This window comes from Rhodoferax sp. BAB1, from assembly GCF_013334205.1.
Lineage (GTDB): Bacteria > Pseudomonadota > Gammaproteobacteria > Burkholderiales > Burkholderiaceae_C > Hylemonella.
The window spans coordinates 460,281-483,313 of record NZ_CP054424.1 but is presented as its reverse complement, the minus strand read 5'-3'; the positions used below and the strand labels follow the sequence as shown (position 1 = coordinate 483,313).

The following is a 23,033-nucleotide window of genomic DNA, read 5'->3' as shown; positions in this document are numbered from 1 at the left end:
CACGCCCGGGCTGCACCCATGAAAAAAGGGACAGGCCCGACGGCGCTGTCCCTTTTTGGCGACGCGCTTGCGCTTAAGCGGCCACGGCCTCGGCCACCGGCGTGCGGATCAGGTGGTCGAAGGCGCTGAGCGCAGCCTTGGCGCCCTCGCCGGCGGCGATCACGATCTGCTTGTAGGGCACGGTCGTGCAGTCACCGGCGGCAAACACGCCCGCCACATTGGTGTGGCCCTTGGCATCGACCACGATCTCGCCGTAGCGGCTGAGCTCCAGCGTGCCCTTGAGCCATTCGGTGTTGGGCACCAGGCCGATCTGCACGAACACGCCCTCGAGTTCCACGTGTTTCGCTTCGCCGCTGACGCGGTCCTTGTAACCCAGGCCGTTGACCCGTGCGCCGTCACCGGTGATCTCGGTGGTCTGCGCATTGAGGTGGATGCTCACATTGGGCAGGCTCTTGAGCTTGCTGACCAGCACGGCGTCGGCCTTGAGCGCGTCGGCGAACTCGATCAGGGTCACGTGCTGCACGATGCCGGCGAGATCAATCGCGGCTTCCACACCCGAATTGCCGCCGCCGATCACCGCCACGCGCTTGCCCTTGAAGAGCGGGCCGTCGCAGTGCGGGCAATAGGCCACGCCGCGGTTCTTGTACTCCTGCTCGCCGGGCACGTTGACATTGCGCCAGCGCGCGCCGGTCGAGAGGATGACACTGCGCGCCTTGAGGCTGCCGCCATTGGCCATCTGCAGCTCGACCAGGCCGCCGGGCTCGCTGGCCGGGATCAGCTTGTCGGCGCGCTGCAGGTTCATGATGTCCACTTCGTAGTGGCGCACCTGGGCTTCCAGCGCTGCTGCGAACTTCGGGCCATCGGTCTCCAGCACCGAGATGTAGTTCTCGATGGCCATGGTGTCGTTGACCTGGCCGCCGAAACGCTCGGCCGCCACACCCACGCGGATGCCCTTGCGCGCCGCGTACACGGCCGCCGCGGCGCCGGCCGGGCCGCCGCCGACGATCAGCACGTCATAAGGGTCCTTGGCGGACAGCTTGGCCGCCTCGCGCTCTTCGGACTTGACGTCGAGCTTGGCGACGATCTCTTCCACCGTCATGCGTCCCGAGGCGAAGACCTGGCCGTTGAGGAAGGTCATGGGTACGGCCATGATCTGGCGCTCATCCACTTCGGCCTGGAACAGGGCGCCGTCGATGATGGTGGTCTGCACGCGCGGGTTCAGGATGGCCATCAGGCTGGCCGCCTGCACCACGTCCGGGCAGTTGTGGCAGCTCAGGGACATGTAGACCTCGAACTTGAAGTCGCCTTCCAGGCCCTTGATCTGTTCGATGACGTCGGCCTCGACCTTCGGGGGATGGCCGCCGGTCCACAGCAGGGCCAGCACCAGCGAGGTGAACTCGTGGCCCAGGGGAATGCCGGCAAAACGCACACCACGGCTCTCGCCTTCGCGGGCGATCAGGAAAGAAGGCTTGCGCGCATCGCTGCCGCTCTCGTCGAAGCTCACCTGGTCCGACAGGCTGGCGATGTCCTGCAGCAGCGCGCGCAGTTCGGCCGAGCTGGCGCCATCGTCCAGCGAGGCAATCAGGCGGATCGGACGCTGCAGCTTGCCCAGGTAGGCCTGCAGCTGTTGCTTCATGGTGTCGTCGAGCATGGGGTTCTCCAGGTTGGGGTTGGGCAGGCAATGCCGCTGTGGGATGGGCCGGGGTCCTCGTGGGACCGCGGCCCATCAGGCTGCGGTACTGTCAGCTGAACGATCAGATCTTGCCGACCAGGTCCAGGGACGGGGTCAGGGTCTTGGCGCCTTCGTTCCACTTGGCGGGGCAGACCTGGCCGGGGTTCTTGGCCACGTACTGGGCGGCCTTGAGCTTGCGCAGGGTTTCCTTGACGTCGCGGGCGATGGCGTTGTCATGCACTTCGGCGGTCTTGATCTGGCCTTCGGGGTTGATGATGAAGGTGCCGCGCAGGGCCAGGCCTTCTTCTTCGATGTGCACGCCGAAAGCGCGGGTCAGCTGGTGCGTCGGGTCGCCGACCAGGGGGAACTTGGCCTTGCCCACAGCGGGGGAGGTCTCGTGCCACACCTTGTGGGCGAAGTGGGTGTCGGTGGTGACGATGTAGACCTCGGCGCCGGCCTTCTGGAACTCGGCGTAGTTGTCAGCGGCGTCTTCCACTTCGGTCGGGCAGTTGAAGGTGAAGGCAGCCGGCATGAAGATCAGCACGGACCACTCGCCCTTGAGCGTCTCATTGCTGACCTGCACGAAGCGGCCGTTGTGGAAGGCTTCGGCCTTGAAGGGCTGGACTTGGGTGTTGATCAGGGACATGAATTAACTCCTGTTGATTGATAAAGGGGATTGATGAAATCGACCGGTTTTTGAGAACCGATGGTCAGATTGTAGTCATCGTCTATCAACATCAATTGTTGATTTATCAATACTAACGATAGGAAAGTTTTATTGCACCGCACAAAACGGGGCAAACCGGCCCGAGGCACCGGCCCCATGGGCCGGCTCCCTGCGTCAGGCGCCCAGACTCTTGAGCGCCAGTCCCAGCAAGGCACACACGCCGATGACGTGCATGACATTGCGCTGGTAGCGCAGCAGGGCAATGGCCGCCGCCAGGGCGATCGCGGCCGACGCCGCGTCGAAGCGCCCGCCCAGGCCGTCCGGCCAGAGCACGTGGTAGCCGAAGAACAGCGCCAGGTTCAGCACCACCCCCACCACGGCAGCCGTGATGGCGGTCAGCGGCGCGGTGAACTTGAGGTCACCGTGGGTGGACTCCACCAGCGGCCCACCGGCCAGGATGAAGAGGAAGGACGGCAGGAAGGTGAACCAGGTCACCAGCGCCGCCGCCAGCGCACCGGCCAGGAAGAGCGCATCCGGCCCCAGCAGGGCCTGGCCGTAGCCGCCGACGAAACCGACAAAGGCCACCACCATGATCAGCGGCCCGGGCGTGGTCTCGCCCAGGGCCAGGCCGTCGATCATCTGCTCGGGTGTGAGCCAGCCGTAATGCTCCACCCCGCCCTGGTAGACATAGGGCAGCACGGCGTAGGCGCCACCGAAGGTCAGCAGCGCCGCCTTGGTGAAGAACCAGCCCATCTGCGTGTAGCTGTGATGCCAGCCCCAGAGTGCCATCAGCACCCCCATGGGCACGGCCCACAGCAGGCCGGCCACCGCCAGCACGCGCAGCGTGTGCGGCCAGTGCAAGCGCGCGTGCGCCGGCGTGGGCGTGTCGTCATCGATCAGGGCCGGTCCATAGGACTTCTGCTGGCTGCCGTGTCCGCCGCCGGTGCGAAAGCGTTCCGGCATGAAACGCCCACCCACGTAGCCGATCAGGGCTGCCGCTGCCACGATGGCCGGGAAAGGCACATGCAGTGCGAAGATCGCCACGAAGGCGGCCGCCGCAATCGCCCACAGGACTCCGTTCTTCAGCGCGCGCGAGCCGATGCGCCAGGCCGCCTGCAGCACGATGGCAGTCACGGCTGGCTTGATGCCGTAGAACAGGCCGGCCACCAGGGGCGTTTCACCCCAGGCGAGGTAGATCCAGGACAGCGCGATCAGGATGAACAGCGAGGGCAGAACGAAGAGCACACCGGCCACGATACCGCCCCAGGTGCGGTGCATCAGCCAGCCCAGGTAGGTGGCCAGTTGCTGCGCCTCGGGGCCGGGCAGCACCATGCAGTAGTTCAGCGCGTGCAGGAAACGCCGCTCGGAAATCCAGCGCCGCCGCTCCACCAGCTCCTCGTGCATGATGGCGATCTGCCCTGCGGGCCCGCCGAAGCTGATGAACCCCAGCCTGAGCCAGAAACGGAAGGCCTGCCAGAAACTCACGGGCGACGGGGCGCTATCCTCGGTGCTTGTCTTGCTCATCGCGCCGATCATAGCCACCGCCTTGCCTGCCCCATGTTCGTTCTCGCCAAACTGCTCGCCTTCCTCACCCAGCCCCTGGCCTGGGTCGTCGCCCTGCTCGCCCTGGGTCTGCTTCTGCTGCAACGCTGGCGCCGCACGGGCATCGCCCTGCTCTGGAGCGCCCTGGCCGTGCTGCTGCTGCAAGGCTGGGAGCCGCTGCCGGATGCGCTGCTGCGCCGGCTGGAAGCGCAACACCCGGCGCCGGCGCAGATCGAGCTGCAGCGCTATGCGGGCGTCATCGTGCTCGGAGGCGCAACGGAATCATCCTACGTCTGGCAAGGCCACACACAACCCGCACTCAATGGCGCCGCCGAGCGGCTCACAGCCGCCCTGCCGCTGCTGCAACGCGCACCGCAGCTCAAGCTGCTCTACACCGGAGGCGAGGGCGAACTGCTGACGCGCGCCCTGACCGAGGCAGAACGCGCGCGCCGTTTCTACGCCAGCGTGGGCGTGGACCCGCAGCGCCTGATCCTGGAGTCGGCCTCGCGCACCACCCATGAGAACGCCGTGCTCAGCGCCGCCCTGCCCGGGGTGGACAAGACCCGGCCCTGGCTGCTGCTGACCTCGGCCTGGCACATGCCGCGTTCCATGGCCACCTTCGAGAAGGCCGGCTGGAACGTCACCCCCTGGCCCGCCGATTACCGCACCGGCCTGGAAACGCCCTGGCATCAATACTCTCTGGCCCAGGGGGCGGCCAAATGGCACACCGCGCTGCACGAGTACCTGGGCCTGCTGGTCTACCGGCTCACCGGGCGTGCCTGATACAAATCTGCTACATCTGGTCCCTACAATCGCGCCGGTGCAAACACATCCTTGGAGCGATGAGATGAACAATAACGCCGCCTGGTGGATCCGCTACCTGCTGGTCATCGTGGTCACCCTGGTCCTGGGTGCTGCCCTTGGGGAACTGACCTTCTTCCAGAAGACGAGCATCGACTTGCTCAAGCTCACGGCCGCCAACCTGGTACGTTTTCTCGGTTACGGCAGCGCCCTGGGCCTGCTGTGGCTGCTCGGCCAGCGTGCCGCGCAGGAACTGAAAAACCGCGGCAGCTGGCAGGTGCAGGCCAGCCACTTCGTGCTGCCGCTGGCCACCGTCGTGATCGTGCCGGCAGCACATCCGGTGCTGCTGCTGGTACTGGGCGGCCTGCTCGGCACCGAGCTGCGCAAGATCTACGACTGGCTCTTCATCCTGGGCACGCTGGCAGCGGCGATCTGGCTTGTGCTGTCCCTGTACCAGCACCTGGAGCCGCTGCTCGAAAGCCTGCGCAACCCCAAGTCGTCCGGTTGAGCCGGGGCATGGGTGCCGGGCTTGCGCCGACTGCACGGCCCGGCCCCGGACAGCGGCATATACTTTGCCCCATGCAGCCGTCCCCAGCCTCAAGTTCCAGGCACCCTGGCCTGGCAAGCGCTGAAGTGTCCCCGCAGGCTGGGCCAACGGCGCGCTTGCTGCCGCCGGCCTGAGCCCGCCCATGTCCTGCTCCCCCGAAGAACTCCTGAAACGCAGCACGGCCCTGGCCTCCAGCTGGCAGGCCTTCCTGGCCGCACCCGGCACCGACCCGCTGCTGGAGTTTGCCGTTTCCCTCTCCAGCTTCACCGAGTTCCTGCATGGCAAGGGACTCTCGGGGCTGAACCAGATCTCGCGCAGCCTGGAACAGCAGACGCTCGCCCTGCTCGACAGCGGCCCCGACACCACCATCGCGCCGGCCACCCTGACCGACCTGGACCAGCGCGTGCAGGAGCTCGGCACACGGGTGGCGGACTTCATCGACGGCCAGCGCCACCCGGTGCTGGAGCGCCGCACGCAGACCGTCGCGACACCGCTGCTGGATGTCGCCCCCCGCCATCGCATCTGGCTGTTCGGCAGCAGTGGCGCCGCGTGGCAGGAACTGGCACTGCAGCTGGGTTACTTCAACATCGACGCGGAATTCCACCAGGTCCGCAACCTGCCCGGCCTGGGCGACGAACCGGCCATCGTCCTGCTCAACGCCCACGGCCTGAGCAGCCGGCAGACCGTCGAGCAGCTGCAGCAGCTGCGCGGGCGTTTTGCCGCCAGTACCCTGCTGGTGCACGAACTCGCGGGTGACTTCGACAGCCTGCGCCTGGCCTTGTCGGCCGGCAGCGATTTCTGCTTTCCGGCCGGCACCGCCCAGCCCCTCATACTTGCCAAGCTGATCGAACTGTGCAGCGGCCGGCAGGAAGCGCCCTATCGGGCGCTGGTCGTGGAAGACTCCATCACGGCCAGCAAGTCCATCCAGCGCACCCTGGCCATGTGCGACATCGAGAGCCACGCCATCAGCAAGCCCCATGAGGTGCTGGACTGCCTGGCGCAGTTCCAGCCCGACCTGATCCTGATGGACATGTTCATGCCCGGCTGCACCGGGGTCGAGGCGGCCCGGGTGATCCGCCAGCACCCGGAGTTCCTCTCCATCCCCATCGTCTACCTCTCGGGCGACAGCAACGTGCCGCTGCAGGTCGAGGCGCTGCGCCTGGGCGGCGACCACTTCCTCACCAAGCCCTACAACCCGGTGCTGCTCAACGCCATCGTGCAGAGCAAGATCGAGCGTTATCGCCAGCTGCGCCGCGCCATGCTGCACGACAGCCTGACCGGGCTGCTCAACCACAACACCTCCAAGGAGCGGCTGGCCGCTGCCATCCGCCAGGCCCAGGCCGAGCAGCAGCCCCTGGCCGTGGCCATGGTGGACATCGACCACTTCAAGAAGATCAACGACAGCTACGGCCACCCCATGGGCGACCAGGTCATCCGCAGCCTGGCCTGGTTCCTCAGCCAGCGCCTGCGCAAGACCGACATCATCGGCCGCTACGGCGGTGAGGAATTCCTGGTGGTGCTGCCGGCGGCGGACGCCGCCAGCGCGGTGGACGTGCTGGACCGCATCCGCCACGACTTCGGCCAGATCAAGCATCCCTTCAATGAGACCTGGTGCTCGGCCACCCTCTCCGTGGGCGTGACCCAGCTGAACGAGACCGACAGCGCGCAGACGCTGATCAAGCAGGCCGACGAAGCGCTCTACGCCGCCAAACACGCGGGGCGCAACCGCATCGTCAGCTACTGAGCCATCCTCACAGGCCCAGCGCCGGTGGCAGGGTGCGGGCCAGCACCTTGTCGATGCGCCGGCCGTCCAGGTCCACCACCTCGAACTCCCAGCCGGCGCACTGGATGCGCTCCCCGACCTTGGGCAGGTGACCGCTAACCGACAGCAGCAGACCGGCCACGGTGTTGTAGCGCCCGCGCTCCTCGTCAGGCAAGTCGCGGATGTCCAGGCGGCTCTTGAGCTCGTCCACCGGGATCATGCCGTCGAGCAGCCAGGAGCCGTCGTCACGCCGGGTGGCCCAGGCGTCGACCTGCGCCACCGGCTGCAACTCCCCGGTGATGGCCTCCAGCAGGTCACCCGGCGTCAGCAGGCCCTGCACCACGCCGTACTCGTCGACCACGAAGACCATGCGGCCCGAGCGCGCGCGGAACTGCTCCAGCAGCTCCATGCCCGACAGCGTCTCGGGCACAAAAAGTGCCGACTGCGCATGCGCCTCGATCGTGCCCTCGCTCGCCGAGCCCAGGGACAGCAGCTTGCCCACGCTGATCACGCCCACCACGTCCTCCAGCGAACCGCGGCACACCGGGTACCAGGAATGCGCACCGGCCTGGCCGGCCTGGCCCACATGCAAGAGGCATTGCGCCACGCTTTGTCCGGCGTCCAGCCAGTCGATGTCAGCGCGCGGCACCATCAGCGAGGTCAGCGGCCGGTCGTCCAGGCGGAACACGTTCTGCACCATCTGGTGCTCCTGCTGCTCGATCACGCCGGCGTCCACCCCCTCCTCCAGGTTGTGGCGGATTTCCTCCTCGGTCATGCTGCGTGTCACGTCGGTGGGGATGCGCAGCAGCCTGAGCACACCCTGGGTGCAGGCCGCCAGCAGCTTGACGAAAGGCTTGGCACCGATGGCCAGCCAGTGCATGGGGCGCGACATCCAGCGCGCCACCGTCTCGGGGTAGAGCTGGCCGATGCGCTTGGGCACCAGTTCGCCGAAGATGATGGTCAGGAAGGTGATGAGGGTCACGACCAGCGCCGTAGCCCAGATCGCCGACGCTTTCGCGGACACACCCAGGCCCTGAAGCAGTTGCGCCAGGTCGTCGCTGAAGGCCGCCTCACCAACGATACCGTTGAGCACACCGATGGAGGTGATGCCCACCTGCACGGTGGAGAGGAACTGGTTGGGCTTGTCCAGCAGCTCCAGCGCCACTTGCGCGCCGCCATCTCCGGCCTCGGCCATGGCCAGCAGGCGCGCCTTGCGGCTGGCGGCCAGCGCCAGCTCCGACATGGCGAACAGGCCGTTGAGGACGATCAGCAGGGCAATCAGCAGGAAATCCATGGATCCCGTAACAAAGTGGAGATCACCGGACTTTACCTGTCCTCCAGATCGGGCCCGCCCGGCACCGTGTCCGACCAGGCCGGTCCTGCGCCCGGGGTCGCCGGCACCGTCGCCTCCCAGGCCGGCTTGGGCAGCGTCGCCGCGCACTGGCGCAGGGCCTCGGCCAGCTCGGCGCCACTGGCGTAACGGTCCCCCGGCGGCTTGGCCAGGGCCTTGGCCAGGATGGCCACCAGGCAGGGCGGCAGGTCAGCCCGCACGCTCAGGATGTCGGTTGGTGCCTCGTTGGCGATGCGGTACATCAGCTGGGCCATGGAGTCGCCGTCGAAAGGCAGGCGTCCGCAAGCCAGCTGGTAGAGCATGACCCCCAGCGAGAAAAGATCGGAGGCACCACTCACCTTGTGCCCGGCCAGCTGCTCGGGTGACATATAGGAGGGTGTGCCCATGACCATGCCGGTGCGGGTCTTGCTGGAATCGGTGATACGCGCGATGCCGAAGTCGGCCACCTTGACCGTGTCGGTCCCGGGGTCGTACATGATGTTGCCGGGTTTGATGTCGCGGTGCACCACGTTCTGCCGGTGCGCGTAATCCAGCGCATCGGCCACACGCGCGACGATGCCCATCACCACCGGCAGCGGCAGCAGGGCCCCGGGCTTGATGTAGGCCACCAGATCACGGCCCTTGAGGTACTCCATGGCGATGTAGGCCAAGTCGTGTTCCTCGCCCGCATCGAACATGGTGACGATGTTGGGGTGGCTGAGTCGCCCGGCCGATTCCGCCTCGCTGAAGAAACGCTGCTTGACCTCCTGCAGCACGTCCGCGTCGAACTCCTGCGCCAGGGCCAGGGTCTTGATGGCCACCAGGCGCCCGATCTTCGGATCCCGGCCCAGGTAGACCACGCCCATGGCGCCCTTGCCCAGCTCCTTCTCCACCTCGTAGCGACCCAGCATGGGCTTGGCCACGCCCGGGCGGTCCAGCACCAGGGTGCTGTCGTTGCCACGCGTGGCGCCGCCCAGGATCACGGTCTCGGCCATGGCCTTGGACTGGGCCAGCCGCGTTTCCAGGTCGCGGAACTTGCGGTTGTAGCCGGCCATGCGCCGGAACACGGCCTCGGCCTTGTTGAACTGGCGCTTGCGCTCGAAGTCCAGCGCCAGGTTGTAGAGCAGCTCCATCAGGCCGTCGTCCATCGGCACCTTGCTGAACTTCTCGAAGGCCATGTCCAGCTGGCCCTGCCCCTGGAAGGCCAGGCCCAGCATGCGGTTGCTCTCGGCCGATTCGGCGTCGGACTTCTGCTTGCCCGCTTCGGCCAGCAGGAAGTGCTTGGAGGTCAGCAGCAGGTGGCCCACCAGCAGCAGCACGACCGGCAGCATCAGCGGCAGCCAGGTGGCGTACATCGTCATCAGGCCGAAGTGCGCAAGCAGCAGGGCGACAAAGATGGCCCCCGTCACTAGGGCGCCAGTGGCAGCGCGCAGACGCGGCAGCAGCAGGATGAGGTAGAGCGCCACGGCCAGGAAGATGCCCAGCTGCGCCAGCGTGCCCCAGGTCGGCGTGAGGAAATAGTCGCCGTTGAGGATGCTGGAGACCGTGTGCGCCAGCGTCACCACCGAAGGCATGCTGGCTGCGATGGGCGTGACCTGCAGTGTGCCCACGCCGGCGGCCGAGGCGCCGATGAGCACGATCTTGTCGCGGTACTTGGTGGCCGGGATCTTGCCGCTGAGCACGTCGTAGAAGGAATCCACGGGAAAGGCAGGCCGGCCGCCGGCGTCCTTGTAGAAGAAGGTCTGCATGCGCAGGGTCGGATCGGTGCTGATGAAACGCTGGCCCAGCTGCACACCGCTACCCAGCTGCACCCGGATATCTTCGGCCTTGAGGTTCAGGCTGCGCGCCGCCAGCATCAGCGACAAGGAGGGGTAGTAGTCGCCGTAGTGGCCCATGAGCAGCGGCTCGCTGCGCACGGCGCCGTCGACGTCACGCGAAACGTTCAGGTGACCCAGGCCCGAAGCCTGGCTGCCCAGCACGGGGATGGGCAGCAGCACGCCCTGCGAGGGATCGGGCTGCGCACCGGCGGGACTGGCCTGCACCTGGGTCAGCCGGTGGCGCAGCACATAGTCAGGCAGGGGTTTGTCCGGTTTGCCCTGGGGCTCGCCGGGCTCGAAGTACATGGCCAGCTGCACACGGCCGCTGCGGCCCAGGCTCTCGCCGAGCTTGCGGTCGTTGTCGAGCTTGCGCGCAGCGTCTTCCAGCAGCGCCTCCAGGCGCGCCAGGTCGGCGCGGTGCGCCGGGTTGCCGGAGCTGCGGATCGACGAAGCATCGAGCCAGCTGCTGACCTGGCCGACATAAGCCAGGCCGGCCTCGACCTGGGGCTCGGTGAACAGCACCGTATGGCCCACCACCTTGGCCTGCCCTTCGGCCAGCAGGTCGATCAGACGCGCGTGGATCTCGCGCGGCCAGGGCCAGCGCCCCAGGTTGGCAATGCTCTGGTCGTCGATGGCGATGATGGTTATCTTGTCGCTGGGCACCCGCGTGCTGGCCATGACACCGAGGTCATAGGCCTTGCGCTCCAGGCTCTGCATCAGGTCACTGCCGGCAGCCAGCAAGAACAGCAGGGAGACCAGCAGGCCGACCAGCCAGTCCTTACGCCAAAACGACGCGTGTTTCATGTCGTCCTCTGTGTTGTCATCCAAATGCAGGCGCACGTCCTCGCACACCCTAGACACGACCCAGTCTAATGCAGCCGCCGGGCCCGGAACAGGGGCAGCACACGGAATGCGAAAATTCCTCCAACTCCTGGAAATACCCCATGGCCCATTACCTGATCGGCGACGTGCAAGGCTGCGACGCCGCCCTGCAGCGCCTGCTGGAGGAGATCGCCTTCTCGCCCAGCCGCGACACGCTCTGGCTGCTGGGTGACCTGGTCAACCGCGGGCCGGATTCGGCCGGCGTGCTGCGCCGCCTCATGGGCTACGGCCAGGCCGCGCGCTGCCTGCTGGGCAACCACGACCTGCACCTGCTGGCCATCGCCCACGGTGTGCGGCCGCCGCACCGCAGCGACACCATCGCCGACGTGCTGCAGGCCCCCGACCGCCCCGCCCTGCTGGACTGGCTGCGTCGCCAGCACCTGGCGCTGCGGGAGACCTTCGAGGGCGAGGAGATCCTGATGGTGCACGCAGGTGTGCTGCCCGACTGGAGTGCTACAAAAACAATAGCTTTAGCACATGAACTGGAAAACGTCTTGCGCGGCCCCGACCTGCCGGATTTCCTGCGTCGCATGTACGGCAACGAGCCGGTCCGCTGGGACGACAGCCTGCAGGGCGACGCGCGGCTGCGCGTGATCGTCAATGCGCTGACACGGCTGCGCTTCTGCAGCGCCGAGGGGGAGATGGAGTTCGCCAGCAAGGAGGGCGCCGGCGCGGCGCCGGCGGGTTACCAACCCTGGTTCGAGGTGCCCGGGCGCCGTACCGCCGATATCACCGTGGCCTTCGGCCACTGGTCCACACTGGGCTGGCTGGATCGGCCCGATGTGCTGGCGCTGGACACGGGCTGTGTCTGGGGCGGTTGTCTCAGTGCGCTGCGCCTGGGACCAGCCCGCGCGCACGAACTGATCCAGGTGAAATGCGAAGCCGCCCAGACACCGGGCGGCCGCGGGAACTGAGTTGCCTCAGCTGGAGGTTTCTTCGGTCTTGTTGAACAGCGCCGCCACCTTGCGCTTGGGCCGGATATTGGCCGACACCACACGGCCGGCCGGCTTGGCCACCGCTTCCCACGGCGCCGGTTCGGCCGCAGCCTCCGTGCTTTGGTAGGGCTGGTTGAAGAAGGGGTCCTGCGGAGGGGCCGACGGGCGACGGCTCTCGCGCGGGGCGGAGCGGCGCTCACCGCGCGGCTCGATACGCTCTTCGGTCTGCTCGTACAGGCGCCGGCCTTCGTTGAAACGGCCCTGGCGACGGATATCGGGTTTGTCCTCGTCGTACTCGACGGGCTCCAGCTCGATCTTGGTCTTGATCAGCTTCTCGATGTCGGCCACCAGGCGGGTGTCCTTGGGCGAGACAAAACTCACCGCCAGGCCCGAGGCGCCGGCACGGCCGGTGCGGCCGATGCGGTGCACGTAGTCCTCGGCGTTGAAGGGCACGTCGAAGTTGAACACCGCCGGCACGTCCTTGATGTCCAGGCCGCGCGCGGCCACATCGGTACACACCAGCAGATCAACCTCGCCCTTCTTGAAGGACTCCAGCGCCTTCAGGCGCTCGTCCTGGCTCTTGTCACCGTGCAGCGCCGTGGTCTTGAGGCCCTCGCGCTCCAGCGAACGCGCCAGGCGGGCACAGCCCAGCTTGCTGTTCACGAAGACGAAGGCCTGCTTCATGCCGCGCTGGCGCAGGATCTGGTGCAGGGCGTGGCGCTTGTCGTCGTCACCCACGCTGTAGAAATGCTGCTCCACGGTGGAGGCCGTGGCGTTGGAACGCGCCACCTCGATGGTCACCGGGTCCTGCAGGTAGCTGCCGGCCAGGCGCTTGATCTCGGGCGAGAAGGTGGCCGAGAACAGCAAGGTGGTGCGCTGTTTGGGCAGGTAGGACAGGATGCGCTGCAGGTCCGGCAGGAAACCGATGTCCAGCATGCGGTCGGCCTCGTCCAGCACCACGTACTCGACTTGGTTGAGCACGGCGTTCTTGGCCTCGATGTGGTCCAGCAGGCGGCCGGGCGTGGCCACCAGCACTTCCACACCCTTTTTGAGCTCCAGGGTCTGGGGTTTCATGTCCATGCCGCCGAAGACCACGGTGCTGCGCAGATTGGTGTACTTGGCGTACATCTTGACCTGCTGGGCCACCTGGTCGGCCAGTTCGCGTGTGGGCAGCAGCACCAGGGCACGCACGGGATGGCGGGCCGGTGAGGTGGAGCTGTTTTCGTGTTTCAGCAGGCGCTGCAGCAGGGGCAGGGAGAAGGCGGCGGTCTTGCCAGTGCCGGTCTGGGCGGCGCCCATCACGTCACGACCTTCCAGCACCACGGGGATGGCCTGGGCCTGGATCGGGGTCATGAACTCATAGCCCATGTCGGCCACGGCACGCCGCAGGGGCTCGGCCAGGGTCAGATCGGCATAACGTTGGGGTACGGCTTCGGGGGAATCAGGAGTCATCGGGTCTCGGGAAAGATTGCCGTCGACGCGACGGCCTGCGCTGGGGCCCGCTCTGAACCGGCCCTCGTGCCCGAAATTTGGGCAGACCCGTATTATCCCTGATATCCCGTCCTGGGGCCCGGGTCCGCGGCTACAGTGCCTGCCTATGCCCGAGACCCTGCTTTGCCCGACCCGGACCGCCGAACGCCTGCCCTACCCGGCCCTGGCGGCCGAAATCGCGGCGCTGCTGCGCGACCCGGCCGTCCAGGTCCCCGCGCGGCTGGTCCAACCCCTGCCCGGAGGCGGCAGTCTCTTCGTGATGCCGGCGCTGGACGGGCGCATTGCCATCACCAAGCTGATCAGCTACACCCCGGCCAACGCCGGCACCGGCCGCCCCGCCATCCAGGGCGACGTGGTGGTGTTCGACATCGCCACCGGCGAACGCCGCCTGGTGCTGGACGGCCCCACGGTCACGGCCCGGCGCACGGCCGCGGTCTCCCTGCTGGCAGCGCAGACCCTGGCACCGAATCCGGACGGGCCGCTGCTCATCATCGGCGCCGGCGTGCAAGGGAAGGCCCATCTGGAAGCTTTTGCCGCCGGACTGGGTGTGCAAGAGGTGCGGATCGCCTCGCGCAGCACCGCCAGCGCCGAAGCCCTGGCCACCCATGCCCGCACGCTGGGGCTGCAGGCCGAAGTGGTCACCAACCCCAACGCCGCCCTGGCTGATTGCCCCCTGGTCGTGACCTGCACCCCGGCCAGCGGTGTGGTGCTGAGGGCCGAGCCGCGACCCGACGCCTTCATCGCCGCCGTTGGCGCCTTCACGCCGCACATGGTGGAACTGGCACCCGAACTGTGCCGCCACCTGGCGGAGCTCGGAACGGTGGTGGTGGACACCCGCGATGCCGACCACGAGGCCGGCGACCTGCTGCAGGCCCGGCTGGACGTGACACGCTTTGGCACGCTGCAGGAGGTGCTGCGGGAAAAGAAAAACCGGCCGCCCGGGCCGGTGTTGTTCAAGAGCTGCGGCTGGGCCGGCTGGGATCTGGCGGCGGCCAGAGTCTCCATTCTCTAGTCGTTCTTCAGAAGCTCCGGATAAAAAAGCTTCGTGATAATTCTGCTTAGCTCATCAATATCGGCGGCATACCGATCATCTTTGTTGTAGTCGGCCGCGACCTTTCGAGCCAGATGCCCTCGGAGCCAGTAATTGTCTTCGTAAAGGTCAGGCTTACTTTGCTTTGTCTCCTCAAGCCAATTGCGATAGCTTGAAACGACGCGCTCAAAGCCCAAGCGCACGCTTTCCATATCATTGATACGTTTTTTAGTCGTCACTTGCATTGGGCCCAAGCTTCTTCCCCAATACGGGAACACCATATGCTCCAATTTCTGAGCCAGCCACGGCCGGTTAAATGACTCATAAAGAAGTATCGTCATCCCTAGCAATTGGGAAAGATCATCAGGGAATGACTCTTTGATAGTCGTTGCGTATTTCTCCTTGAGGTCGAAAAATCGTTTCTTAAGGAATCGTTGCTTTCTGGCCGCTGCTCCAGTTGTCCCGGTATCAACCTTATTCAGTACGGCGTAAACGAATACCCCAACAATGACCCATAGCTCATTCGTTGCGGTTGTTAAATCCGGCAGTAACGTCTCCTTGTGCCTGATAACGGCGTCGTATAAGACCCAGGAGCCAGATATACACACGCCACCTATTACGGCCTCCCGAAACCAGTTAATCAGGAGAAAACGCCCCATCAGAACGTTGAAAGTGGCTCGTCCAATGAAGTAATAGACCGAGACGTGCCAAATATCTTGCACATAGTCGTCAAGTCTGGCGCTGTAGAGTAGCGCAGCCACAATTGTTAAGAATACGAGAGGCCCCAGCAACCTCAACGCAAGATTGAATGCTGGCGCTTCGTCTCTCTGAACAAATATCCCAAGGCTGATGTAGCCAAGCGAATGGGAATGCCGTCCTATCCAATTAATTAAGAAAAATAGACCGAGCGCAAGCAGCAAATGGATTCCGATAATCATTCGTCCTCCCTTAAGTTGCTCTGATCCGACCCATCTTGGGCAACCCGTTCAGCTAGAACGAATCACGTTTTCGGCAGCGTCACGCCACGCTGGCCCTGGTACTTGCCGCCGCGGTCCTTGTAGCTGGTCTCGCAGACATCGTCCTTGTCGCTCTCGAAGAACAGCACCTGGGCGCAGCCCTCGCCGGCGTAGATCTTGGCCGGCAGCGGGGTGGTGTTGGAGAACTCCAGGGTCACATAACCTTCCCACTCGGGCTCGAAGGGGGTGACGTTGACGATGATGCCGCAGCGCGCGTAGGTGCTCTTGCCCAGGCAGATGGTCAGCACGTTGCGCGGGATGCGGAAGTACTCCATGGTGCGTGCCAGCGCGAAGCTGTTGGGCGGAATGACGCAGACGTCGCTCTCGATGTCCACGAAGCTCTTTTCGTCGAAGTTCTTCGGGTCCACCACCGTGCTGTAGATGTTGGTGAAGACCTTGAACTCGGGCGCGCAGCGGATGTCGTAGCCATAGCTGCTGGTGCCGTAGCTCACGATCTTGTTGCCGGCGGCGTCCTGCCGGATCTGGCCCGGCTCGAAGGGTTCGATCATGCCGTGCTGCTCGGCCATGCGGCGGATCCATTTGTCGCTCTTGATGCTCATGGTGGTTTTTCCTGGGAATGCGGGGATTGTAGGCAGGCGGGACAAGGGGGCTCAAGGGACAGAAAACAGCTCAACCAGGGTCTCGCGCAGCCAGCGGTTGGCCGGGTCGGTCTCGAAACGGCGGCTCCAGTGCAGGGACACCGTGAAGTCGCGCAGGGGAAAAGGCGGCTCGATCAGGGTGTAGCCGCCACTGGCCGCAAAACCCTGGGCAATGTTGCGCGGCATCACCACGGCCAGGTCGGTGGCGCCCACGATGGCCGGCAGCACCATGAAGTGCTCGGCCGTCAGGCGGATGCGGTCTTCCAGCTTGAGCAGCTGCAGGATACGCAGCGTGTCCGAATGGGTGCGCCCGGCCACGAACTCCAGCTCATGCAGGGAATCCAGCAGCGTCTTGCCCTTGCGCCGGCGTGCGGCCGCGGCAAAGGGGTGGCCGGCGCGCAGCATGACGATGTAGCGATCCTGCAGCAGCTGCACACGCTGCGTGTCCTTGACGGTGGGCAGGAAACCGAAGGCGAAGTCCACCTGCCCGCTGTCCAGCGCGTCGGCCATGCTGGCGGCGGGCACGGGCAGGGTCTCGATGCGCACGCCGGGCGCGCGCTCGCGCAGCGCCACCATGAGGTCGGGCAGGAAACGGCCCTCGCCGATGTCGCTCATGTGGATACGGAAGGTCTTGTGCGAGCGTTGCGGGTCGAACTGCGCCGCCTCACCCAGGGCCTGCTCCAGCAGGCCCAGGGCACTGCGTACGGCCGGCGCCAGGCGCGCGGCGCGCGGCGTGGGCTGCACGCCGCCGCCCACACGCATGAACAGCGGGTCGTTCAGCAGCAGGCGCAGGCGGGTCAGGCTCTGGCTCACCGCCGGCTGCGTCAGGTCCAGCATCTCGGCGGCCCGGCCGACCTTGCGCGCGCGGTAGACCGCATCGAACACGCGCAGCAGGTTGAGGTCCAGGTCCTTGATATGCATATATCTAATAATCGATAGTGACGTTATTTTATTGATGAATGGGCCCCGAGCAAGGACACTAGCCGGCTGCACCTAAAAACACCGAGGAAGACACGTGGAAGTTTCATTCAGCCAGGAGATCAAGTCCCTGGCGCTGGGCCAGGGCCAGACCTTTCATGGCGAGGGCATCCTGGCCATCACCAAGGGCCTGCTGCAGTCCGGCGTGGCCTATGTGGGTGGTTACCAGGGCGCGCCGGTTTCGCATCTGCTCGACGTCATGGTGCAGGCCAAGCCCTATATGGACCAGCTCGGCGTGCACGTCGAGGCCTGCTCCAACGAAGCCTCGGCCGCCGCCATGCTGGGCGCCTCCATCCACTACCCGCTGCGCGGCGCCGTGACCTGGAAGTCCATCGTCGGCACCAACGTGGCGGCCGATGCCCTGTCCAATCTCTCGTCCCCCGGCGTCACGGGTGGTGTGCTCATCGTCGTGGGCGAGGACTATGGCGAGGGCGCCAGCGTGATCCAGGAGCGCACCCACGCCTACGCGCTCAAGTCCGGCATGGTGCTGCTCGACCCGCGGCCCGACCTGGGCCGTATGGTCGACATGGTGGAGCATGGGTTCGCCCTGTCCGAGGCCTCCAATATGCCGGCAATCCTGGAGCTGCGCATCCGCGCCTGCCACGTGCGCGGCAGCTTCCAGGCCAAGGACAACCGCATCTCCAGGGTGTCCACGCGCGACCTGATGGAAGAACCCGCCAGCTTCAACTACGAGCGACTGGCGCATCCTCCCGTGACCTTCCGCCACGAGAAACTCAAGAGCGAACAACGCGTTCCGGCCGCGCGCCAGTACATCCGCGAGCACAAGCTGAACGAATTGTTCGCCGGCAAACACAGCGACCTGGGCATCGTGGTGCAGGGCGGCCTGTACAACACCCTGATCCGCACCCTGCAGCAGTTCGGCCTGGCCGATGCCTTTGGCCAGACCGACATCCCGCTGCTGGTGCTCAACGTCACCTACCCCCTGGTGCCCGAAGAACTGAGCGAGTTCTGCATCGGCAAACGCGCCGTGCTGATGGTCGAAGAAGGCCAGCCCGAGTACATCGAGCAGGAACTCGCCACGATGCTGCGCCGTGCCGACATCCAGACCCCGCTGCACGGCAAGGACATGCTGGCCCTGGCTGGCGAGTACTCGGCCGAGGTCATGGCCGGCGGCCTGGAGAAATTCCTGCGCCAGTACCGTTCCGAGCTGCTGCCGACCATCGTGCCCGCTTGGCTACAGGGCAACCGCGATCGCCGCGCCGCCATCGCCACCGAGATCACGAAACACAGCGGCCAGCCCCTGCCGGCCCGTCCGCCGGGCATGTGCATAGGCTGCCCGGAGCGCCCGGTGTTCTCGGCACTCAAACTCGCACAGGAGCAGGTGGGCCAGGTGCACATCGCGGGCGACATCGGCTGCCACGCCCTGGCCACCTTCGAGCCCTTCTCCTTCGGCCACTCCATCCTGGGTTACGGCATGAGCCTGGCCAGCCGCGCGGGTGTCTCACCCATGATGAACCGGCGCGTGCTCTCGGTCATGGGCGACGGCGGCTTCTGGCACAACGGCCTGCTGACCGGCGTGCAGAGCGCGCTCTTCAACGGCGACGACGCCGTGCTGCTGATCTTCAAGAACGGTTACACCTCGGCCACCGGCACGCAGGACATCATCTCCACCCCCGGCAACGAAGCCAAGGACGAGGCTATCGACAAGCGCGCCAGCGTGGTCCACACCAACCAGACCATCGAGACCACCCTCAAGGGCCTGGGCGTGCAGTGGCTGCGCACCGTCACCACCTACGAGGTGGAGCATGTACGCCGCACCCTGATCGACGCCTTCACCTCCGACTTCAACGGCCTCAAGGTCATCATCGCCGAGGGTGAATGCCAGCTGGAACGCCAGCGCCGTATCAAGCCCTGGCTGGCCAGTCTGCTGAAGAAGGGCAAGCGGGTGGAGCGGGTGAAATACGGTGTGGACGAGGACGTCTGCAACGGTGACCATGCCTGTATCCGGCTCTCGGGTTGCCCGACCTTGACGTTGAAGGACAACCCGGATCCTTTGAAGGTGGATCCTGTTGCTACCGTGATTGATGGGTGTGTGGGGTGTGGTCTGTGTGGGGCCAATGCGCATGCGGCGACTTTGTGTCCTTCCTTCTACCGGGCTGAGGTGGTGCAGAACCCTTCCTGGTATGAGCGCTTGCTTGCATCGGTTCGCCGTGGCGTTGTTCGCGTGCTGCAACCTGCTTGAACTTGAGGTGGTTTGTGTTTAGTCACTTTTGTAACCCCCCACTCTCCCCCCCGCCCCTCTCTACCCCCGCCGGGGTAGAGAGGGGGGCCTTGATTTGGTTGCTTCGCGCCGGTTACGCTTCTATGGCGCGGCACGTCGCCACCGCTTCTTCTCTCCCCGATTGGCACGCCCACGGTCGTAGAGAACGCGCCGCCATCTGTGCGCCACGGCTGGCGGCTGTGCCGGCCAGTGACGAGACAAAAAACAAAGACGCCCCGCACCTTTCCTGTCTCGCTCACAGCAGGCCGCGCAGCGGCCGCTGTCGTTGGCACGCCAAAGCCCAGCCATTTACTACGACCGCCGGCGTGAAATGCTGGCGCCCAGACCACGGTAGCGACGGTTCGTGCCGTAGAAGCCTCCCCAAAACGCCAACAACCGAATCCAGGCTCCCCTCTCTGCCCCGGCGGGGGCAGAGAGGGGCGGGGGGGAGAGTGGGGGGCAGACCAGCTGTCGCAGACAAAAACGCAAGCCTCAACCCAAAGCGCACCGAGCAAGGCCAAAGAACATGAGCCAACAACAACCAATATCCCTCCTCCTCTGCGCCCTAGGCGGCGAAGGCGGCGGCGTGCTGACCGAGTGGCTGGTCGAGACCGCCCGTCACGCCGGCTACCCCGTGCAAGCCACCTCCATCCCCGGCGTGGCCCAGCGCACCGGCGCCACCACCTACTACCTCGAAGTCTTCCCCGTCCCGGTCAAGGAACTGGATGGCAAACGCCCCGTGCTGGGCCTCTACCCCATGCCGGGCCGGCTCGACGCCCTGGTCTCCAGCGAGCTGCTCGAGACCGTGCGCCAGATCAGCCTGGGCCACGCCAGCAGCGACCGCACCCTGGTGTTGAGCTCCACGGCGCGCGCGCTGACCACCATGGAAAAGATGCAGATGGGCGACGGCCGGCGCGACGCGCAGGGCCTGCTGAACCTCATCACCGCGCACAGCCGCGCCCACCACGTGCTGGACATGGCCGAACTCACGCGCCAGGCCGGCACCATCGTCAGCGCCGTGATGCTGGGCTGCATCGCCGCCAGCGGCCTGCTGCCCATGGGCCGCGCCGAGTACGAAGCCATCCTCAAAGACAGCGGCGGCAGTGCCCAGGCCAGCCTGCGTGGTTTTGCCCTGGGCTTCGACGCCGTGCATGCACAGCGCACGCAGGCTCAATTCATCGAGCAGGTGCTCACACCGAAAGCTGTGGCCCCGGCCGCCGAAGTGCCGGCCCTGCCCGCCCCCGTGGCCGCGCTCTTCCCCGGCGTGCTGCACGAGATCATCGCCCTGGGCCATGCGCGCCTGGTCGAGTACCAGAACGCCGCCTACGCACAGCGCTACATCGAGCGCCTGCAACAGGTGCTGGCGGCCGAGCGCGCGAGCGATCCGCAGGGCACACGCGGCTGGGCCGTCACGCGCGAGATGGCGCGCTGGCTGGCGCTGTGGATGGCCTTCGACGACATCATCCGCGTGGCCGACCTCAAGAGCCGCGCCAGCCGCTGGTCGCGTGTGTTGGGCGAGGTCAAGGCCGGCGAAGCCGACCTGCTCAAGCTCTACGACCACTTCAAACCCGGCGCGCCCGAGTTCGCCGCCCTGCTGCCCACGGACCTGGCGCAGCGCGTGCTGGCCTGGGACCGCAAACGCGTGCTGGCCGGCAAGACGCCCTGGGCCCTGCCGCTGAAGATCGGCACCCATTCGGTAGCCGGCATGCTGGCCCTGCGTGGCCTGGCCATGCTGCGCGCGCTGCGCCCGCTGGGCAGCCGTTATGCCACCGAGCAGGCGCTGATCGAACAATGGCTGGCCGCCGTGGTGGGCAGCACCGCTCGCCACTGGCCCACGGGCCACGAGCTGGCCTTGTGCGGCCGCCTGATCAAGGGCTACGGCTCCACCAACGAGCGCGGCAAGGACAACCTGCTGCACGTGGTGCAACACCTGGCCGTGGCCGACCATTTCGAACATGACGATGCACGTGCCGCCGCGATCGCCGCGGCACGCCAAGCGGCCCTGGCCGATGACGCCGGGAAAACCCTCGATCAGGCTCTGGTAAAACACGGCGTACCGGCGCGCCCCGTCAAGGCGCAACCCATCCGCTGGATGCGCAGGCCCCCAGTGAAGAAGACGAGTTGATACAACGAAGGAGACCCACCATGACAAGCAAAATCCAATCCCGACTGCTGCGACGCAGCCTGCTCGCCGCGCTGGTGGCCGCCGCCGGCGTGCTGCCCGTGGCGCACGCGCAGGGTTACCCCACCAAGCCGGTCAAGGTCATCGTGACCTTCCCGCCCGGCGGTGTGGCCGACGTGCTGGCGCGTCTGGTGGCCGCGCCGCTGCAGGACGCGCTGGGCCAGCCGGTGGTGGTGGAAAACCGCGCCGGCTCGGGCGGCAACATCGGCGGTGACGTCGTGGTCAAGTCGCCGGCCGACGGCTATACGCTGCTGATGAGCTCGGGCGGTCTGGTGTCGGTGAACCCGCACATCTACCCCAAGATGCCCTTCGACCCCGCCAAGGACCTGAGCCCGGTAGCCTCGGTCGCCCGCGTCGCCGTGTTCCTGGTGGTCAAGCCCGCGCTGCCGGTGGCCAACGCCCGCGAGTTCGTCTCCTACATGAAGGCCAACCCGGGCAAGCTGTCCTACGGCTCGCCGGGCAACGGCAGCTCGCCGCACCTAGCCACCGAGATGCTCAAGAGCATGACCGGCACCTTCTCCGTGCACGTCCCCTACCGCGGCGCAGCCCCGGCGCTCAACGACCTGCTGGCCGGCCAGATCGACTTTGCCTTCGATCCGGGCATCGCCCTGCCGCATGTGCGCGCCAACCGGCTCAAGCTGCTGGCCATCGGCAGCCCCAAGCGTTCGCCGCTGTTCCCCGACGTGCCCACCGTGGACGAGGCCACCGGCCTCAAGGGCTTCGACGCCGACAGCTACTTCGGCTTCTACGCCCCGGCCGGCACGCCGCCCGCTGTGGTCGCGCGCCTGAACACCGAGATCAACAAGATCCTGGGCAGCCAGTCCGCCAAGGACCGCATTGCCGCCCTCGGTGGCGAAGCGGCGCCGATGACGCCGCAGCAATTCGCCGCCAAGGCGACGGACGACTCCAAGCGTTTCGGCGCCCTGATCCGCGAACGCGGCATCAAGGGCGACTGAAGCCAGCCCGCATCCAGCCCCTGCGCCTGCGCAGGGGCTTTTTTATTCCCTGCCATGACAGCCACCACCTCCCCCCAGCCGCGCACCGTCGTCTACACCCAGCGCGTCGAGTTCGGCGACTGCGACCCCGCACGCATCGTCTGGTTTCCCAACTTCTTCCGCTGGATCGACGCGGCCTCGCGCCACTTCTTCCTGCAATGCGGCGTGCCGCCCTGGCACGAGACCGAAAAAACCAGCGGCCTGATCGGCACACCCCTGGTGGACACGCACGCGCGTTTCGTCAAGACCGCCAGCTACGGCGACACCCTGCAGATCCACGTGCACGTGGCCGAGTGGCGCGAGAAGAGTTTTGTGCAGCGTTACCAGATCAGGCGCGAGAACCCGGATGCTTCGGTGGACCTGATCATGGAATGCGACGAGGTGCGCATCTTCGCGGCGCACCGCGAGGACGGCAAGGGTATACGCGCCATCCCGATCCCGGCCGATATCAAGGCCCTGTGCAGTTAGTTGAACACCCCCAGGCTGCGCGCACTACGTGTCGCTTAATGCCTTGTGCCTAGGCCAGAGGCTCAGGCTCTTCGTGCCGTCCAAGCCTGCGCAGGCAG

18 protein-coding genes are annotated in these 23,033 nt (G+C 66.2%); 9 read left to right on the top strand and 9 right to left on the bottom strand.

Annotated features, from left to right (window positions below; all coding sequences use genetic code 11):
- Window positions 1–73: 73 nt before the first annotated feature.
- From ahpF to chrA, 3 genes are all read right to left on the bottom strand, one after another.
- On the bottom strand, window positions 74–1,651 hold the full coding sequence (gene ahpF / locus HTY51_RS02375; protein WP_174251227.1) for an alkyl hydroperoxide reductase subunit F: 1,578 nt from the start codon (window positions 1,649–1,651) through the stop codon (window positions 74–76).
- Between the two features lie 103 nt (window positions 1,652–1,754).
- Window positions 1,755–2,318 (bottom strand): alkyl hydroperoxide reductase subunit C, encoded by a 564-nt coding sequence (gene ahpC / locus HTY51_RS02370; RefSeq protein WP_174251226.1) that lies wholly within the window; start codon window positions 2,316–2,318, stop codon window positions 1,755–1,757.
- A 195-nt stretch (window positions 2,319–2,513) separates the two neighbouring features.
- Complete coding sequence (gene chrA, locus HTY51_RS02365) at window positions 2,514–3,863, bottom strand: chromate efflux transporter (RefSeq protein WP_217448232.1); 1,350 nt, start codon at window positions 3,861–3,863, stop codon at window positions 2,514–2,516.
- A 33-nt stretch (window positions 3,864–3,896) separates the two neighbouring features.
- On the opposite strand from chrA, the gene HTY51_RS02360 reads away from it, so the two are divergent.
- The 3 genes from HTY51_RS02360 (at window position 3,897) to HTY51_RS02350 (ending at window position 6,973) form a co-directional block, all read left to right on the top strand.
- Complete coding sequence (locus HTY51_RS02360; RefSeq protein WP_174251224.1) at window positions 3,897–4,664, top strand: YdcF family protein; 768 nt, start codon at window positions 3,897–3,899, stop codon at window positions 4,662–4,664.
- A gap of 64 nt (window positions 4,665–4,728) precedes the next feature.
- Window positions 4,729–5,190, top strand: a complete 462-nt coding sequence (locus HTY51_RS02355; RefSeq protein WP_174251223.1) for a hypothetical protein — start codon at window positions 4,729–4,731, stop codon at window positions 5,188–5,190.
- A 181-nt stretch (window positions 5,191–5,371) separates the two neighbouring features.
- Window positions 5,372–6,973, top strand: coding sequence for a diguanylate cyclase (locus HTY51_RS02350; RefSeq protein WP_174251222.1), 1,602 nt, complete (start codon window positions 5,372–5,374; stop codon window positions 6,971–6,973).
- Between the two features lie 7 nt (window positions 6,974–6,980).
- Here the strand turns inward: HTY51_RS02350 and HTY51_RS02345 are convergent, their stop codons facing one another.
- Both HTY51_RS02345 and HTY51_RS02340 read right to left on the bottom strand, forming a co-directional pair.
- Entirely contained in the window at window positions 6,981–8,285 is a 1,305-nt protein-coding gene (locus tag HTY51_RS02345) for a hemolysin family protein (RefSeq protein ID WP_174251221.1), read from the bottom strand.
- A 32-nt stretch (window positions 8,286–8,317) separates the two neighbouring features.
- On the bottom strand, window positions 8,318–10,942 hold the full coding sequence (locus HTY51_RS02340) for a CHASE2 domain-containing serine/threonine-protein kinase (RefSeq protein ID WP_174251220.1): 2,625 nt from the start codon (window positions 10,940–10,942) through the stop codon (window positions 8,318–8,320).
- A 140-nt stretch (window positions 10,943–11,082) separates the two neighbouring features.
- On the opposite strand from HTY51_RS02340, the gene HTY51_RS02335 reads away from it, so the two are divergent.
- The gene (locus HTY51_RS02335) at window positions 11,083–11,934 is read left to right on the top strand and encodes a symmetrical bis(5'-nucleosyl)-tetraphosphatase (protein WP_174251219.1); all 852 of its coding nucleotides are present in this window, start codon (window positions 11,083–11,085) and stop codon (window positions 11,932–11,934) included.
- A 6-nt stretch (window positions 11,935–11,940) separates the two neighbouring features.
- Here the strand turns inward: HTY51_RS02335 and HTY51_RS02330 are convergent, their stop codons facing one another.
- Window positions 11,941–13,407, bottom strand: coding sequence for a DEAD/DEAH box helicase (locus HTY51_RS02330; RefSeq protein WP_174251218.1), 1,467 nt, complete (start codon window positions 13,405–13,407; stop codon window positions 11,941–11,943).
- Between the two features lie 145 nt (window positions 13,408–13,552).
- Between HTY51_RS02330 and HTY51_RS02325 the strand changes: the two genes are divergently transcribed.
- Window positions 13,553–14,458, top strand: coding sequence for a delta(1)-pyrroline-2-carboxylate reductase family protein (locus HTY51_RS02325; RefSeq protein ID WP_174251217.1), 906 nt, complete (start codon window positions 13,553–13,555; stop codon window positions 14,456–14,458).
- On the opposite strand, the gene HTY51_RS02320 is transcribed toward HTY51_RS02325, so the two are convergent.
- The 3 genes from HTY51_RS02320 to HTY51_RS02310 all read right to left on the bottom strand — a co-directional run bounded on the left by HTY51_RS02320 (window position 14,455) and on the right by HTY51_RS02310 (window position 17,012).
- The gene (locus HTY51_RS02320; protein WP_174251216.1) at window positions 14,455–15,414 is read right to left on the bottom strand and encodes a hypothetical protein; all 960 of its coding nucleotides are present in this window, start codon (window positions 15,412–15,414) and stop codon (window positions 14,455–14,457) included. The genes HTY51_RS02325 and HTY51_RS02320 overlap by 4 nt on opposite strands.
- Before the next feature lie 62 nt (window positions 15,415–15,476).
- Window positions 15,477–16,052, bottom strand: a complete 576-nt coding sequence (gene dcd, locus HTY51_RS02315; RefSeq protein WP_057675004.1) for a dCTP deaminase — start codon at window positions 16,050–16,052, stop codon at window positions 15,477–15,479.
- A gap of 51 nt (window positions 16,053–16,103) precedes the next feature.
- The gene (locus HTY51_RS02310) at window positions 16,104–17,012 is read right to left on the bottom strand and encodes a LysR family transcriptional regulator (protein WP_174251215.1); all 909 of its coding nucleotides are present in this window, start codon (window positions 17,010–17,012) and stop codon (window positions 16,104–16,106) included.
- Window positions 17,013–17,106: 94 nt separating this feature from the next.
- On the opposite strand from HTY51_RS02310, the gene HTY51_RS02305 reads away from it, so the two are divergent.
- From HTY51_RS02305 to HTY51_RS02290, 4 genes are all read left to right on the top strand, one after another.
- Window positions 17,107–19,272, top strand: coding sequence for an indolepyruvate ferredoxin oxidoreductase subunit alpha (locus HTY51_RS02305; RefSeq protein WP_174251214.1), 2,166 nt, complete (start codon window positions 17,107–17,109; stop codon window positions 19,270–19,272).
- 544 nt (window positions 19,273–19,816) lie between these two features.
- The gene (locus HTY51_RS02300) at window positions 19,817–21,415 is read left to right on the top strand and encodes an indolepyruvate oxidoreductase subunit beta family protein (RefSeq protein WP_174251213.1); all 1,599 of its coding nucleotides are present in this window, start codon (window positions 19,817–19,819) and stop codon (window positions 21,413–21,415) included.
- A 20-nt stretch (window positions 21,416–21,435) separates the two neighbouring features.
- Window positions 21,436–22,428: a tripartite tricarboxylate transporter substrate binding protein gene (locus HTY51_RS02295; RefSeq protein ID WP_174251212.1), complete on the top strand. Its 993-nt coding sequence runs from the start codon at window positions 21,436–21,438 to the stop codon at window positions 22,426–22,428.
- A 54-nt stretch (window positions 22,429–22,482) separates the two neighbouring features.
- Window positions 22,483–22,935: a thioesterase family protein gene (locus HTY51_RS02290; RefSeq protein WP_174251211.1), complete on the top strand. Its 453-nt coding sequence runs from the start codon at window positions 22,483–22,485 to the stop codon at window positions 22,933–22,935.
- Window positions 22,936–23,033: the final 98 nt, after the last annotated feature.